This window comes from Mycobacterium intracellulare ATCC 13950, from assembly GCF_000277125.1.
GTDB lineage: Bacteria > Actinomycetota > Actinomycetes > Mycobacteriales > Mycobacteriaceae > Mycobacterium > Mycobacterium intracellulare.
Genome location: NC_016946.1, coordinates 2,979,488 through 2,994,202 on the forward strand (window position 1 = coordinate 2,979,488; position 14,715 = coordinate 2,994,202).

Here is a 14,715-nt window from a genome sequence, read left to right on the forward strand (position 1 = left end):
ACAACGATATGAGCGACCGGGTACTGGACCGGGTAGTGGCCATGGCCGATCAGCTGCGCGAACAGGCCGCGGAGGCCGAGCAACTCGGCCGGCTCACCGACGACACCGTCAAGCTGATGAAGGGCGCCGGGCTGATCCGGCTGTTGCAGACCAAGCAGTATCAGGGCTTCGAGGTCCACCCCCGCGAGTTCGCCGAGACGACGATGGCCACAGCGGCGCTCGATCCCGCGGCGGGCTGGATCGTCGGCGTGGTGGGCGTGCACCCCTACCAGCTCGCCTACGCCGACCCGAAGGTGGCCGCCGAGATCTGGGCCGACGACGTCGACACCTGGATGGCGTCGCCCTACGCGCCGCAGGGCGTGGCCAAACCGGTCGACGGCGGCTACCTGTTCAACGGGCGCTGGCAGTTCAGTTCGGGCACCGACCATTGCGACTGGATCATCCTGGGCGCCATGCTCGGCGACGACAAGGGCATCCCGTTGATGCCGCCGCAAATGCTGCACATGATCCTGCCGCGCAAGGACTACGAGATCGTCGAGGACTCGTGGAATGTGGTGGGGCTGCGCGGAACCGGCTCCAAGGACGTCATCGTCAAAGACGCGTTCGTCCCGACCTACCGGACCATGGACGCGGCGAAGGTGATGGACGGCACCGCCCAGCGCGAGGCCGGCATGACCGAGCCGCTGTACCTGATGCCGTGGTCGACGATGTTCCCGCTCGGCATTTCGGCGGCCACCATCGGCATCGCCGAGGGGGCGCTGGCCGCGCACCTCGATTACCAGCGCGGCCGGGTGGGCGCCACCGGGACCGCGATCAAGGACGACCCCTACGTGATGCACGCGATCGGCGAGGCTGCCGCCGACATCAACGCCGCCCGCCAGGAGCTGCTGGCCAACGCCGACCGCATCTACGACATGGTCGCCGCGGGCAAGGAGGTGTCGTTCGCCGACCGCGCGGCCGGGCGCCGCACGCAGGTTCGCGCGGTGTGGCGCGCGGTCTCCGCCGTCGACGAGATCTTCGCCCGCTCCGGCGGCAACGCGGCCCGGATGGACAAACCGCTGCAACGGTATTGGCGTGACGTGCACGTCGGCCAGATGCACGCCATCCATGTGCCGGGCACCACGTACCACGCGGCGGCGCTGAGTTCGATCGGCATCGACCCGCCCGAAGGCCCGCTGCGGGCCTTGATCTGAGGGGTTTCAATGTCTGACCTGAAAAGCCTTGGCTACATCACGGTTTCGACCTCAGATATCGAGCGTTGGCGCCATTTCGCGTTCGGTGTGCTGGGATTCGCCGAAGGGAAAGGACCCGACGAGTCCGCGCTGTACTTGCGGATGGACGAACGCGCGGCCCGGATCATCGTCGTCCCCGGCGAGGTTGACCGGGTGATCACGGTCGGCTGGGAAGTGCGTGACCACCAGGCGCTGCAACGGGTCAAGGCCGCCCTGGACGGCGCCGGTGTCGGTTTCAAGGAATTGTCCGTCCAGGAGGCCGACGCCCGCCGCGTCGAAGAGGTGATCACCTTCGAGGATCCGGCCGGCACCACGCTGGAGGTGTTCCACAGCGCGGTGCTCGACCACAGCCCGGTGATCACCCCGTTCGGCGCGAAGTTCGTGACGGGCGACCAGGGTCTGGGCCACGTCGTCGTGCCGGCGACCGATTTCAACGGCGTCGTCGACTTCTACACCGAGGTGCTCGGTTTCCGGTCTCGTGGCGCGTTCCGGGTGCCGCTGCCCGCCGAGTTCGGACCGATCCGGGTGCGGTTCCTCGGCATCAACGCGCGCCATCACAGCCTGGCGATCTGCCCCGCCGCCCAGCAGCGCGACCCCGGGCTGGTGCACGTCATGGTGGAGGTGGACACCCTCGACGCCGTCGGCCAGGCGCTCGACCGCGTCAACGCCGATGGCTTCACCGTCGCGTCCACGCTGGGCCGGCACACCAACGACAAGATGGTGTCCTTCTACGTCCGCGCGCCCGGCGACTGGGACATCGAATTCGGCACCGACGGGATGCGGGTCGACGAAACGTATTACACCGCAGAGGAAATCACCGCCGACAGCTATTGGGGCCACGAGTGGATTCCGGAACCACCCGCGGCCATGCGCATGTGATCGCCGAATCTGACGTGACGCCGGTGGCGGCGTCGTCGATCACGTCGTGGGACGCCGAGGCCGACGTCGTCATCGCCGGCTATGGGATCGCGGGCGCCGCGGCGGCGGTGGAGGCCGCCCGGTCCGGCGCCGACGTCCTGGTGCTCGAGCGCACCGGATCCTGGGGCGGCGCGGCATCGATGGCGGGCGGATTCATCTACCTCGGGGGCGGCACGCCGCTGCAAAAGGCCTGCGGCTTCAGCGATTCGGTCGACAACATGGCGGCGTTCCTCAACGTCGCGATGGGCCCCGGCGCCGACGAGGCCAGGATCGCCGACTATTGCGCCGGCAGCGTCGCCCACTTCGACTGGCTGGTGGGCTGCGGCGTCCCGTTCAAGGCGGAGTTCTTCTCCGAGCCGGGCTGGGAGCCCATGGGCGACCAGGGGTTGATGTACAGCGGCGGCGAAAACTCCTATCCGTTCAACACGATCGCCTCCCCCGCCCCGCGCGGGCACGTCCCGCAGATGCAGAACAAGAAGCAGGGCGAAGCGAGCGCGGGCTACATGCTGATGAAGCCCCTCGTCGAAACGGCCACCGCCGCCGGGGCGCGGGCCCTCTACGACGTGCGGGTGCAGCGGCTGATCACCGAATCCGACGGCCGGGTGGTGGGCATCTGCGCCCGCCAGTACGGCAACGACATGACGATCCGGGCGCGCCGCGGGGTCGTGCTCGCCACCGGCAGTTTCGCCTACAACGACGCGATGGTGGCGCGCTACGCGCCGCGCATCGCGGGGCGGCCGGCCGCGTCGATCGAGCAGCACGACGGGCAGGCGATCCGGATGGCGCAGGCGCTGGGCGCCGACCTGGCGCACATGGACGCCACCGAGGTCGCGATCTTCGTCGACCCCCAGCAGCTGGTGCGCGGCATCCTGGTCAACGCGCGCGGTCAGCGCTACGTCGCCGAGGACACCTATCCGGGGCGGATCGGCCAGCTCACGCTGTACCAGCAGGACAACGTCGCGTACCTGATCATCGACGGCGACGCGCAGGAGGCGGCGGAGGCCTCGTGGTCGCCGAAGCTGATGCTGCGCCCGGCGACCTGGGTGGCCGACACCGTCGCGGACCTGGAGCGCGACATGGGCCTGCCGCCCGGTTCGCTGCAGGCCACCGTGGCCGCCTACAACGAGGGCGCCGCGCGCGGCGAGGATCCGCTGCTGCACAAGAAGTCCGAGTGGATCAAGCCGATCGGATCGCCGGTCGGCGCGATTGACCTGCGGGAAAGCACCGGCGGCTTCACCCTGGGCGGGCTGGCGACCACGCTGGACGCCGAGGTGCTGCACGTCAGCGGCGCGCCCATACCCGGGCTATTCGCCGCCGGCCGGTGCACCGCCGGCCTGGCCGCGTGGGGCTACGCCAGCGGCGTCTCGCTCGGTGACGGCAGCTTCTACGGCCGCCGCGCCGGGCGCTCGGCGAGTCTTTTTCCGCGGGCGTAACGCCACGGTGGGATATCCCGCCGAAATTTCACCCCTGCGTTACGAGCGTGCGAGGGGCGCCTCCCGCTCGCGGGTTCTTTCGGCGCGCCATGTGACAGCGGCCACACCGCTGTGGTAGAACTATATTCCTAATAGGAATATGCCAGCCAGGAGGATGAATGGCCGCGCCCGCCGAAACCCCCACCGCCGTCATCGACCGCATCTCGCTGGTCCTGGACGCCTTCGACGGCCCCGGACGCCTCACGCTGGCCCAGATCGTGCGGCGTACCGGCCTGCCGCGCTCGTCGGCGCACCGGATGCTCGAGCGGCTGGTTCAACTGCGCTGGCTGCGTCGCAGCGGTCGTGACTACGAGCTCGGCATGCGGCTGGTGGAGCTGGGTTCGCTTGCCGTGCACCAGGATCGGTTGGTGCGGGCGGCGGGCCCACTGCTGGGTGAATTGCACCGCGCCACCGGGCTTGTCGTGCACCTCGCGGTGCTCGACGGAGCCGACGTCGTCTACCTCGACAAGGTCGGCGACCGCATGGTCGGTGCGATCCCCACCCGGGTCGGCGGCCGTCAGCCCGCGCACTGCACCGCGGTCGGCAAGGCGATCCTGGCTTATCGCGACGAAGAGACCGACATCGACCTGGGCGCCCGCCTGACCAAATACTCGATCTCCAGCGCTTCGCAACTGGCGACGGAACTGGCCAAGGTCAGGGCCCACGGCGTCGCCTACGAGCGCGAAGAATCCCTGCTCGGGTTTGGCTGCGTCGCGGCCCCGATCGGGAGTCCCGGTGAGGCCGTGGCAGCCGTGTCGGTGTGCGGTCCGCTGAATCGCATGGCGCTCGACCAGCGCCTCGCCGCCCCGGTGCGAATGACCGCGATGGGCGTGTGGCGCAACGTGGAAGGCGGCCCGCAACGAGTCGCCCCGACTCTGCAGCCGCTGCGGCCGCTGCTTTCCCTGCGCTCACAACACCCCGCCCCCGCGCGACAACCCGCCCTGCAGTACGCGTGAGCCTCGACCCGCAGATCGCGGCGATCCTCGAGCAATTGGACAGTGGGTTCCCCCCGGTTCAGGAGATGAGCGGCGCGCAGGCTCGAGCCCTCATCCGGTCCAGATTGATGCCGCCGGCGCGGCCCGAACCCATCGCCGAGGCCGCCGATCGCTCCATCGACGGTCGGGACGGCCCGATACCCGTCCGCGTGTACCGTCCCGAGGCGCCCGGACCGCTGCCGATCGTGGTCTATGCACACGGCGGCGGGTTCGTCTTCTGTGACCTGGACAGCCACGACGGGCTGTGCCGCAACCTCGCCAACCTCGTTCCCGCCGTGGTTGTTTCGGTCGGCTATCGGTTGGCCCCGGAGAATCCCTGGCCGGCGGCGGCCGAGGACGTGTACTCGGTGACGCGCTGGGCGTACGACAACGCCGGGTCGCTCGGGGCCGATCCCGGCCGTCTGGTCGTGGGCGGCGACAGCGCCGGCGGCAACCTGGCCGCGGTGACCGCGATCATGGCTCGCGACCGCGGCGGCCCGGCGCCAGCGGCCCAACTGCTGCTCTACCCGGTGATCGCGGCCGACTTCGACACCGAGTCCTACCGGCTGTTCGGCCAGGGCTTCTACAACCCCAAACCGGCGCTGCAGTGGTACTGGGACTGCTACGTGCCCTCGCACGACGACCGCGCCCACCCCTACGCCACACCGCTGAACGCCGACCTGCGCGGGCTCCCGCCCGCGGTGGTGGCGGTCGCCGGCCACGATCCCCTGCGCGACGAGGGACTGGCCTACGGCGCCGCCCTGACAGCGGCCGGCGTGCCGACACGGCAATTGTGTTACGACGGCGGCATTCACGGGTTCATGACGATGCCGACGCTCGACATCGCGCACCGGGCGCGCAAAGAGGCGACCGCCGCCCTCGCCGAGCTATTGCAGCGGTAGGTTCCCGGTGGCTGGGAGCCGACGACGCCGCGTCCCCGGCGTGCCATACGGTCGGCTCATGGCCGAGGGCGAAGTCTTCGTGATCGACCGGGTGGTGACCCGACCCGGGTGTGCCCGCCGATTCGTCGACGCCTACCTCGCCGAATACGCGCCCGGCGCAAGCGCCCGCGGAATGACGCTGCGCGACATCCTCGTGAGCCCACCGATCTGGTTCGACGATGACAGCAACGTCATCACCGCGACCTGGACACTGCCCAGCGCGCAGGCATGGTGGGAGATGACCTGGAAAGGCCGACCGGATCCGGCGCTGGGCGAATGGTGGTCGCGGATCGGCGAATTGGTCACCGAGCGGTCCCGCTCCTTCGCCGCCTCCGCCGACGACGTCGACGGGCTGTGCGATGTATAACCTCACGCGGCTGATCGACGTCGCCGAGGCCGATCGCGACCGGATTCTCGACGAGCTGCGCGCGGCCGCCCGCGCGGCGGCGCCGCTGCGCTGGGTGGTGCAACCGACGCTGCCCGGCTCGCGCAACGGGGGCGACATCCTGGTGCATCTGCGGTTCGCGACCGCGCACCAATGTGCCCGCGCGACAGAGGCTCTCGCTGCCGTGCTGGCCGATCCGGCTGTGGTTCGGGTCAACGGCGCGAGCTATGCGGGTTCGCCCGTGCGCTGCGGCGAGACGGCCGGCACGGTCTACCGGACGCTGTTGCTGCGCGTGCAGCCGGGCACACCCGAGCCCACCCTCGCCCGGTTCGAGCGCGAGCTGTCGTCGATGCCGCGGTACCTACCGACGATCCGGGCCTGGCAGCTGAGCCGGGTGTCCGCGCCGGTCGGAACCTGCTCGTGGACACACGTGTTCGAGCAGGAGTTCGCCGACGTCGAGGCGCTGACGGGGCCCTACCTGATGCACCCCGTCCACTGGGCGGTGGTGGACCGCTGGTTCGACCCGGAAACCACCGACGTGATCATCCGCGACCGGGTATGCCACAGCTTCTGCGCCATCCCCGACCCGGTGCTGAGCTAGACGCCCGCGGGCAGGATGCCCGGATTGGCGGTCGCCGGCGGCTCCAACCGGGGCAGCACTTCGGTGCCGTCCAGGCTGTGCACCGGCAGGCGCTGTGACCACGGGTAGTGCAGGCTGAAGGCGACCAAGCCGGTGCGCTCCGCGGCGGGCAGATGGCACATCGCCAGCACGGTCTCGGCCAGATACTCCACCGGTTCGGTGGGGAACGAATCCGGGATCAGTTGCGCGGCACCGGGCGTGCGTACCGCGGTCGACGGGCCGACGCAGTTCACCGCGATGTTGGCGTCCAGCAGCTCGGCGGCCACGCCCTGGGTGAACCGGTGCAGCGCAGCTTTCAGGGACGCGTAGACCACGTCGCCGGAGGTCTTGTTGTATTCGCGGTACGGCCGAACCGGGGCCACGCCGGTGACCGAACCGATGTTGACAATCCAGCCCGCCCCTTGGCCACGCATATGCGGCACGGCCGATTTCGTCAGCGCGAACGGGATGCGCAGGTAGTGTTCCACGGTGCGGTCGAACGTCTCCAGGCTCATGTCCTCGACCAACGCGTAGTCGGCGAAACCGGCGTTGTTGACCAGGATGTCGATGCGTCCGGTTCGGTCCAGGACCGCGTCGACCAAACCGTCGCGCTGCTGCGCATCCTCCAGGTCGCTCGCAATGCCGAACGCCGCGCCGCCGTCGGCCTCGATCAGTTCCACCGTTTCCCCGATGGTGCCGGGCAGAGCGGTAATCGTTCCGGCCCGCGTCGACAACGAAGGCGTGTGCGATCGTGCGGTGACTGCGACCGTGGCGCCCTCGGCCGCCAGCCGCCGCGCGATGGCGCGGCCGATGCCTCGGCTGCTTCCGGTGACCAAAGCGGTTTTGCCCGAGAGTAATCGGCTCATCGAAGTTCGAGATCCTCCTCGGCCGGGGCGCGGTGATCGCGCCAGAAGTCGACCAGGCGGTACGGGAAGGCGATGACGATCCGGTCGCCGGAACGGTAGTAGGTGTGGGCCGACGGCGTGTGGCGCCATACGGTGCCGGTCATGGTCGCATCGAGGCGGGCGACGTAGTCCTCGTAGGCGCGCTGCGTCACCTCCAAGGTGGTGGCCTTGCGCAGCGCCATCAACTGCAGGCATTCCATCACGTAGTGCACCATCACTTCGACACCGAAGTTGTGCCCCGCGCCGTGACCCGGACTGTAGTTTGGGGCCGAGGAGATGAACAGGTTCGGGAATCCCGGCACCATCCCGCCGCGGTAGGCCCGCGGCGAGTCGCCCCATTCCTCGGCCAACTTCTTGCCGTCGCGACCCCGAATATCCACCGTGGAAAGGAAATCCAGGTAATAGCCGGTCGCGTAGACGATGACGTCGAGGTCGATCTGCCTGCCGTCGGCGGTCACGATGCCGGCCTCGTTGACCCGCGCGGGCTCACTGGCCTCGACGTCCACGTGCTCGCGGGCCAGCGCCGCGTAATAGCCGCCGGGATCGCGGATGATCCGCTTGCCGTAGGGCGCAAAGTCGGGCGTGACCTTGCGGGCGAGCTCGCTGCCCGCACCGAACACGCGATCGATGTAATCGAGGCAGATCTGCAACAGCACGTCGTTGGCCGGCGAGATCGACAGATGCTCGGCCGCCCACTGCTCGTCATGCAGGATCACCGGATAGTTGTTGTCCGATGTCCCCCAATATGACTTGAGCCGAATCCAATTGGCGTAGTAGGGCAACCGGGTGCCCAGCCACCGCCGATAGGCGGGCACATCGTCGGACGGCCGGCGCCGCGGCGCGACCCAGTGCGGCTGGCGTTGAAACACCGTCATGTGCGCGACCTGGTCCACGCACGCGTCGACGATCTGGACCGCGGTGCACCCGGCACCGATGATCGCGACCCTCTTCCCCGTGAGATCCAGGTTCGGATCCCACCGCGCGGAATGGAGAGAAATTCCGGAAAACGTCTCGCGGCCCGGGAGTTCCGGCCACCGCGGCCGGTTGAGGTACCCGGCGGCCGGGATCACCGCGTTCGCGTAACTGACGTCGCGGGTTCCGTCCGGCCCGACCGCGTGGATCTGCCACTGCCGGCGGCCCTCGTCCCACCACAACGCTTTCACCTCGGTACCGAACCGGGTGTTCCTGCGGAGGTCGTTCTTGTTCGCCACCGACACCAGGTAGGCCTGATACTCGGCACCCTGCGGGTAATAACTCGACCAGTCGCCGTTGATGTCTCGCGAGAGCGAGTAGTAGGCCGAGGGCGTGTCCACCCCGATGCCGGGATAGGTGGTGGTGTACCAGGTGCCGCCGACCTCGTCGTTGCGCTCGATGATTTGATAGTCGATACCGGCGTCCGCGCACGCGAGCGCGGCGGTGATGCCGGCGATGCCCGCGCCGATGATGACCACCCGGAAGTCAGCGGGAAGCTTTGCGGTGCGCGGCAGTACCGGTTGTGAGGGCTGGAAACCACCCTGTTCGAGGAGCAGTCCGAGGTACTCGGGGTCGATCGTTCCGCCGAGCGCGATGGGGGCGACGCGGGCGAACAGGTCGAGGTCGTCGGCCGGCACCGCGTCCGCCCGGCGCGGCTCCCGCAGCGCCGTGACGATCTCGTCGATGAGCTGCGCGGCCGTTTCCGGATCGGTGACGCCCGCCTGCTCCGGCGGGTCGGGCACATGGGTGATTTTCGGTGCGAACCGCTCGGCGACGGTCGGGTCCCCGGTCAGCTGCGCCAGCACGGCGACCAGAACGCCAGGATCGGCCTGGCGCAGGTTGGCGCGCAGTTCGTCGACGCCGTCGTGATCCGGACCCGTCCACCCGGCGCTTTCGGTCGTGAAAGGGACACCAGTGCTCATGCCGATGAGTATCGGCGCGGTCCACCGCGCGTGGCGGCCCCCTGCCTACTCAGCGGGACACGGATGGCCCGCTCGCGGGCGACGGCGCTTACCGTGACCGGCATGCAGTCCGATGACCTCGACGCCATGATCGAACGGGCGCGTAGCCACGGGCTCGGCGATATCCCCCGGCGATCGGCCCGCCGGCACCCGCACAAGATCGCGATCATCGACGACGGTGTCGTGCTGACGTTTGCCGAATTCGATGACCTGGTGAACCGGGCGGCGGCGGCGTTGCACGACAGCGGGTTTCGGCCGGGCAGCCGATTAGGACTCTTGTCACGCAACTGCTGGCAGTACGCCGTGCTGGCGTTCGCGACGGCGCGTGCGGGAGTGGTCCTGGTCCCGATCAACTTCATGCTGACCGCCGAGGAGATCGCCTACATCCTCGGCCACAGTCGGGTCGGCGGCCTGGTCGTCGAGGCGGATCTGACACCGACCGCCGAGGAGGCGATTCGGCGAGGTGGGGTGGTCAGGGCCAAGGTCGCCCTGGTGCCGAGGGGCCACCAGGGCGTGCCAGGTTGGGCGGATTTCAGCCAGTGGCTGACCACCGACGCGCCGGCCCCGAGCCCGCACATCGACGACGACCAACCCGTGCGGCTGATGTACACCAGCGGGACCGAATCCCGGCCCAAGGCCGCCATTCACACCAGCCGCAGCCTGATGTGGCAGTACGTGAGCACGATCGTCGCGGGCGAGATGTCGCCCGACGACGTCGAGATCCACTCGCTGCCGCTGTATCACTGCGCGCAGCTGGACAACTTCCTGGCCACCGATATTTACCTGGGCGCGACCAGCATCATCCTGCCGCGGCCCGAGCCCGAAACCGTGCTGCGCACCATCGAGCGCTACCGGGTCACCAACTATTTCGCTCCCCCGACGGTCTGGATCTCGCTGCTGCGCTCACCGGTGTTCGATCAGGTGGACCTGTCCAGCCTGCGCAAGGGCTACTACGGCGCCTCGGCCATGCCGGTGGAGATCCTGCGCGAGATCCGCGAGCGGCTGCCCAACCTGCGGCTGTGGAACTTCTACGGCCAGACCGAGATGGCGCCGCTGGCCTCCGCGCTGGGACCCGACGAACAGGACGCGCACGGCGGAGCGGCCGGACGGCCGGTGCTCAACGTGGAAACGGCCATCCTCGACGACGCGGACAACCCGGTCACCGCCGGCGTGGTCGGCGAGATCGCCCACCGTAGCCCGCATTTGACGCCGGGCTACCTGAATGACCCGGAACGCACGGCGGCGGCTTTCACGAGCGGCTGGTTCCACTCCGGTGACCTCGGCTACTTCGACGAACACGGGCTGCTGCACGTCGTCGACCGCAAGAAGGACATGATCAAGACCGGCGGCGAGAACGTGGCCAGCCGGGAGGTCGAGGAAGTCATCTACCGGCACAACGGTGTTGAGGAAGTCGCGGTGTTCGGACTCCCGCACCCGGTGTGGGTGGAGACGGTGGTGGCCGCCGTTGTCGCGCGCGACGGCACCGTTCTCACCGAAGAGGACCTGGTCTCGCACTGCCGGGAGCGCTTGGCCGGATTCAAGACGCCCAAACGGGTCTTCTTCGTCGACGAGCTGCCGAAGAACCCCAGCGGGAAGCTGCTCAAACGCGTACTGCGGGAGCGTTTCAGTCTCGATCAGCACGCCCTCAGTTGATCCCGGGCCGACGCCTGCTCACTACAGTGGCCGGGATGAGCCCAGTTCTCGATACCGACACCCTGAAGACGCGCTGATGGCACTCCCCCGTCTGGTCCCGCCGGCCAGTGCCGACGCCGCGATCGCCCAGGAGTTGCGCAACGAGGTGCGCGATTTTCTAGCCGATCAATTGGCCGCGGGCGCGTTCACCCCTTCGGTCGACGCCTGGCTGACGGGCTGGGACGAAAGTTTCACCGGCGCCCTCGCGGCCCGCGGGTGGCTGGGCATGACCGTGCCGACCGAATACGGCGGGCACGGGCGCTCATTCCTGGAACGGTTCGTCGTCACCGAGGAACTCCTGGCCGCCGGCGCACCCGTGGCCGCGCACTGGATCGCCGATCGCCAGATCGTGCCCTCGCTACTCAAATACGGTACAGAGCACCAGAAGTCGGAGTTCCTGCCCCGGATCGTGCGCGGCGAATGCTTTTTCGGCATCGGGATGAGCGAGCCGGACTCCGGTTCCGATCTGGCCAGCGTGCACACCCGCGCCGCCCGCGTCGACGGCGGCTGGTCGCTGACCGGCACCAAAGTGTGGACGTCGGGCGCCCACCTCGCGCACGCGTTCATCGCGCTCGCACGCACCGCACCGGTGGACCCGGCGAACCGGCACGCCGGGCTGAGCCAGTTCATCGTCGACCTGCGGGGCCCCGGCGTCGAGATCCGGCCGATCGTGTCGATGAACGGCGCCCACCATTTCAACGAGGTGATCCTGGAATCGGCCTTCGTCCCCGACGCCATGGTCTTCGGTGAGATCGGCAACGGCTGGCAACAGGTGACCTCCGAGCTCGCCTTCGAACGCAGCGGGCCCGAGCGGTTCCTGTCGACGTTCGTGCTGTTGGCGGCCTGCGCCGATCGCATGGCGTCAAACGCCACCCCGCGCGACCCCGATCTGGGGCGCCTGGTGGCGCGCATCGCCGGCCTACATCAGATGTCCACCGCGGTGGCGGGCGCACTGGAACGGCACGAACCCGCGGACCTGCCCGCCGCGGTCGTCAAGGTGCTGGGCACCACCACCGAAGGCGACATCGCGGAATTCGCCGACCTGCAGGAGGCCCCCGACTCGGCCTTCTCGGACCTGGTGTGCGCGGCCGTCGATCAGCGGCCCGGCTTCACACTGCGCGGCGGCACCAACGAGGTGTTGCGCGGTGTGCTCGCGCGCGGGTTGGGCATCCGATGAGCGCCGGGCCCTCCGTTGACGGCGCCCTCGTCGAGATGATGGACGCGGTGTTCTCCGATTACCGCGACAAGCACCCGCCCGCGGCGACGATCGAGCGCGACCCCGCGCTGTGGCGGCGCCTCGACGAACTCGGCCTCGTTCGCCTGACCGGTGCCGAACAGCACGGCGGTAGCGGGGCAACCTGGTACGAAGCCGCCGAACTGGTGACCGCGGCCGCCGGCCACGGGGTTCGAATCCCGTTGGCCGAGCACGACTTATTGGCCTGCTGGCTGCTGGAGGCCAGCGAAATGCCCTCGGACGACGCGGTTCGGACCGTGTGCGTGCTCGACAAGCAGGGAACCGCAACGGCGGTGCCCTGGGCCACTTCCGCCGACCGGATCGTGGTCGTGTGGCGCGCCGAGGGCGGACACCGGGTTGCCGACGTCGCCGCCGAGCAGCTCACGATCACCCCGGGCAGCAACCTGATCGGCGAGCCACGCGACACGGTGACCGCCGAGCCGGCGGACCTGCAAGGGATCCCGGTCACCGCGGCGCTGCTCACCCAGCTCCGGCTGAAAGCCGCGCTGGTGCGATCCATCCAAGTGAGCGCCGCCCTGGATCGGATCCTGCAGCTGTGCGTCGACCACGCGGCCGCGCGGGTCCAGTTCGGTCGCCCCCTGGCCAAGTTCCAGGCCGTACAGAACCTGATCTCCGATATCGCCGCCGAGGCCGCGCTCGCCCGCGCGGCGACCGAGGCCGCACTGCACGCCGGGGTCATCGGTCAATGGTCGGCGCCGCACCTGGAATTCCTTGTGGCCGTGGCGCGTTCGTGCGGCGGCCACGCCGCCTCGGTGGTGGTGCGCAACGCCCACCAAGTGCACGGCGCGATCGGCACCACCCGGGAGCACCGGTTGCACGAGTTCACCCGCGCGGCGCTCGCGTGGCGCTCGGAGTTCGGCTCCGTGCGGTATTGGGACGAACGGCTCACCGACGCGGCGATGCACGCGAGCGCCGGAGCCCTGTGGGAGCTGATCACCGGCTGAATTCCAGGCCGTGTTCCACTGACCGGGCATCGGCGATGTTACCGGGACCACACCGGAGTTGACTCGTGCCCATGAGCACCGACATCACGCTGCCGGAATTACAGGAGTTCATCGCGTCCTTCTGGTACCACTACGACGAGGCCCACTACGACGAGCTGCGGCGCAGCTACGCCGAGGATGTCCGCTACCTGACCCGAAGCGATTCCGGTGCAAGCCCATTCGAAGAGCTGATGTCACCGGAGCTCACCGGTCGTGACGCGGTGATGGAATGGCTGTCCGAGCACCGCAAGCAAAGCCCCTACCCGTTGCGCCACCACGCCACCAACGTGCACCGCACCGGCGCTGACGACGGGGTCACCCGCGCGCGCTTCTATATCTTCGTCAACCAGATCGCCAACTTCGTGCCGTTCGCGGTGTCCAGCGGGGTGGTCAACGTGGGCGTCCGGCGCCGCGGCGCGGGCCCACTAGGCCTGGAGTTCACCGAGATGGACGTGATCCTCGACGCCACCAACTCGGTCCTGCTCTCGGACCTGCACGCCGAAAGCGGCGCCGGCGCATAGTCATGGACGCTCGGGGCATCTTCGGGGGCGGCGTCGCGGTCATCACCGGCGCCGGATCCGGCGTCGGCGCCGGGCTGGCCCGGTACGCCGACCGGTTGGGCATGACGGTCGTGCTGGCCGACGTCGACGGGGCGGCGGTCGCGGCGCTGCGCGAGGAGCTGTCCGCCGGTGGCGGCGTGGCGCACGATGTCGTCTGCGACGTGCGAGACCCCGAGGCCGTGCAGGACCTCGCCGACCGCGCCTACCGCGACGCCGGTCCCGTGCGCCTGTTGGTGAACAACGCGGGGATCGAACAATTCGGCTACCTCTGGGATACGCCGGTGGCCAATTGGCAACGCGTCATGGACGTCAACGTCAGCGGCGTCTTCCACGGCGTGCGGGCCTTTCTGCCGAAGATGATGGCCACCGATGACCAGGCGTGGGTGTGGAACATCGCGTCGGTGGGTGCGGTGGTGGCGATCCCGTTGCAGGCGCCCTACATCGTGAGCAAGCACGCGGTGTTGTCGTTGACCGAATGTTTGCACCTCGAGGTACAGGCCACGGGACACGACCATCACATCCACGTCCAGGCCGTGCTGCCCGGGCCGGTGCGCTCCAACATCTTCGAGTCGGCGGGCGGCGTGGACCCGGGCGCGGCGGGCGACGCCGCCGCCGAAACCCAACGCTCGTCCATGCTGGGTATCAAGGCGGCGTCCATGGATCCGCTGGAAGCCGCCGAGAGGATCTTCGGACAGTCCGCCGAGGGCCGCTTCTATCTGCACACCCACCCGGACAGCGTCGGCGCGGCGATGGCCGAGCGGGCCAATGTGCTGGCCGCCCAACAACCCCCACGACTGCGGACCGAGACCCGGTTCGAATCCGCACCGCACTGACGTGACCGCGAC

General features: G+C 69.0%; 14 protein-coding genes. 12 read left to right on the plus strand and 2 right to left on the minus strand.

The features are described 5' to 3' along the window. Positions 1-8: 8 nt before the first annotated feature. From OCU_RS38800 to OCU_RS38830, 7 genes are all read left to right on the plus strand, one after another. Positions 9-1,193: an acyl-CoA dehydrogenase family protein gene (locus tag OCU_RS38800; RefSeq protein ID WP_009957249.1), complete on the plus strand. Its 1,185-nt coding sequence runs from the start codon at positions 9-11 to the stop codon at positions 1,191-1,193. Between the two features lie 9 nt (positions 1,194-1,202). Beyond that, positions 1,203-2,111, plus strand: a complete 909-nt coding sequence (gene bphC, locus OCU_RS38805; protein WP_008257238.1) for a biphenyl-2,3-diol 1,2-dioxygenase — start codon at positions 1,203-1,205, stop codon at positions 2,109-2,111. Beyond that, on the plus strand, positions 2,075-3,583 hold the full coding sequence (locus OCU_RS38810; protein ID WP_009957251.1) for an FAD-dependent oxidoreductase: 1,509 nt from the start codon (positions 2,075-2,077) through the stop codon (positions 3,581-3,583). Before bphC ends, OCU_RS38810 begins: the two co-directional genes overlap by 37 nt. A gap of 158 nt (positions 3,584-3,741) precedes the next feature. Continuing rightward, positions 3,742-4,578 (plus strand): IclR family transcriptional regulator, encoded by an 837-nt coding sequence (locus OCU_RS38815; protein WP_014380253.1) that lies wholly within the window; start codon positions 3,742-3,744, stop codon positions 4,576-4,578. Next, positions 4,575-5,498, plus strand: a complete 924-nt coding sequence (locus tag OCU_RS38820) for an alpha/beta hydrolase (RefSeq protein ID WP_014380254.1) — start codon at positions 4,575-4,577, stop codon at positions 5,496-5,498. The genes OCU_RS38815 and OCU_RS38820 overlap by 4 nt, the downstream gene beginning before the upstream one ends. Before the next feature lie 58 nt (positions 5,499-5,556). Continuing rightward, entirely contained in the window at positions 5,557-5,904 is a 348-nt protein-coding gene (locus OCU_RS38825) for a hypothetical protein (protein ID WP_014380255.1), read from the plus strand. Continuing rightward, a complete protein-coding gene (locus OCU_RS38830) occupies positions 5,897-6,523 on the plus strand; it encodes a Dabb family protein (RefSeq protein WP_014380256.1) in 627 nt (208 codons plus the stop codon). The genes OCU_RS38825 and OCU_RS38830 overlap by 8 nt, the downstream gene beginning before the upstream one ends. Here the strand turns inward: OCU_RS38830 and OCU_RS38835 are convergent. Together OCU_RS38835 and OCU_RS38840 are read right to left on the minus strand one after the other, a co-directional pair. Further along, positions 6,520-7,407 (minus strand): SDR family NAD(P)-dependent oxidoreductase, encoded by an 888-nt coding sequence (locus OCU_RS38835; RefSeq protein WP_014380257.1) that lies wholly within the window; start codon positions 7,405-7,407, stop codon positions 6,520-6,522. The two genes, OCU_RS38830 and OCU_RS38835, sit on opposite strands and share 4 nt — an antisense overlap. Next, complete coding sequence (locus tag OCU_RS38840; protein ID WP_014380258.1) at positions 7,404-9,341, minus strand: flavin-containing monooxygenase; 1,938 nt, start codon at positions 9,339-9,341, stop codon at positions 7,404-7,406. The genes OCU_RS38835 and OCU_RS38840 overlap by 4 nt, the downstream gene beginning before the upstream one ends. A 93-nt stretch (positions 9,342-9,434) precedes the next feature. Between OCU_RS38840 and OCU_RS38845 the strand changes: the two genes are divergently transcribed. The 5 genes from OCU_RS38845 (at position 9,435) to OCU_RS38865 (ending at position 14,703) form a co-directional block, all read left to right on the plus strand. Further along, on the plus strand, positions 9,435-11,033 hold the full coding sequence (locus tag OCU_RS38845; protein WP_085981108.1) for an acyl-CoA synthetase: 1,599 nt from the start codon (positions 9,435-9,437) through the stop codon (positions 11,031-11,033). A gap of 76 nt (positions 11,034-11,109) precedes the next feature. Further along, positions 11,110-12,249, plus strand: a complete 1,140-nt coding sequence (locus tag OCU_RS38850; protein ID WP_014380260.1) for an acyl-CoA dehydrogenase family protein — start codon at positions 11,110-11,112, stop codon at positions 12,247-12,249. Continuing rightward, complete coding sequence (locus OCU_RS38855) at positions 12,246-13,271, plus strand: acyl-CoA dehydrogenase family protein (protein ID WP_014380261.1); 1,026 nt, start codon at positions 12,246-12,248, stop codon at positions 13,269-13,271. The genes OCU_RS38850 and OCU_RS38855 overlap by 4 nt, the downstream gene beginning before the upstream one ends. Positions 13,272-13,342: 71 nt before the next feature. Continuing rightward, complete coding sequence (locus OCU_RS38860; protein WP_009957264.1) at positions 13,343-13,831, plus strand: nuclear transport factor 2 family protein; 489 nt, start codon at positions 13,343-13,345, stop codon at positions 13,829-13,831. A gap of 2 nt (positions 13,832-13,833) precedes the next feature. After that, a complete protein-coding gene (locus OCU_RS38865) occupies positions 13,834-14,703 on the plus strand; it encodes an SDR family NAD(P)-dependent oxidoreductase (RefSeq protein WP_014380262.1) in 870 nt (289 codons plus the stop codon). The last annotated feature ends 12 nt before the right edge of the window (positions 14,704-14,715 follow it).

What these genes read in the sequence shown, in the direction of transcription:
- OCU_RS38865 (WP_014380262.1), top strand. Translation starts at nt 13,834, where the DNA reads ATGGACGCTCGGGGCATCTTCGGGGGCGGCGTCGCGGTCATCACCGGC.
- OCU_RS38825 (WP_014380255.1), top strand. Translation starts at nt 5,557, where the DNA reads ATGGCCGAGGGCGAAGTCTTCGTGATCGACCGGGTGGTGACCCGACCC.
- OCU_RS38800 (WP_009957249.1), top strand. Translation starts at nt 9, where the DNA reads ATGAGCGACCGGGTACTGGACCGGGTAGTGGCCATGGCCGATCAGCTG.
- OCU_RS38835 (WP_014380257.1), bottom strand. Translation starts at nt 7,407, where the DNA reads ATGAGCCGATTACTCTCGGGCAAAACCGCTTTGGTCACCGGAAGCAGC.
- OCU_RS38860 (WP_009957264.1), top strand. Translation starts at nt 13,343, where the DNA reads ATGAGCACCGACATCACGCTGCCGGAATTACAGGAGTTCATCGCGTCC.
- OCU_RS38830 (WP_014380256.1), top strand. Translation starts at nt 5,897, where the DNA reads ATGTATAACCTCACGCGGCTGATCGACGTCGCCGAGGCCGATCGCGAC.
- OCU_RS38815 (WP_014380253.1), top strand. Translation starts at nt 3,742, where the DNA reads ATGGCCGCGCCCGCCGAAACCCCCACCGCCGTCATCGACCGCATCTCG.
- OCU_RS38855 (WP_014380261.1), top strand. Translation starts at nt 12,246, where the DNA reads ATGAGCGCCGGGCCCTCCGTTGACGGCGCCCTCGTCGAGATGATGGAC.
- OCU_RS38850 (WP_014380260.1), top strand. Translation starts at nt 11,110, where the DNA reads ATGGCACTCCCCCGTCTGGTCCCGCCGGCCAGTGCCGACGCCGCGATC.
- OCU_RS38840 (WP_014380258.1), bottom strand. Translation starts at nt 9,341, where the DNA reads ATGAGCACTGGTGTCCCTTTCACGACCGAAAGCGCCGGGTGGACGGGT.
- bphC (WP_008257238.1), top strand. Translation starts at nt 1,203, where the DNA reads ATGTCTGACCTGAAAAGCCTTGGCTACATCACGGTTTCGACCTCAGAT.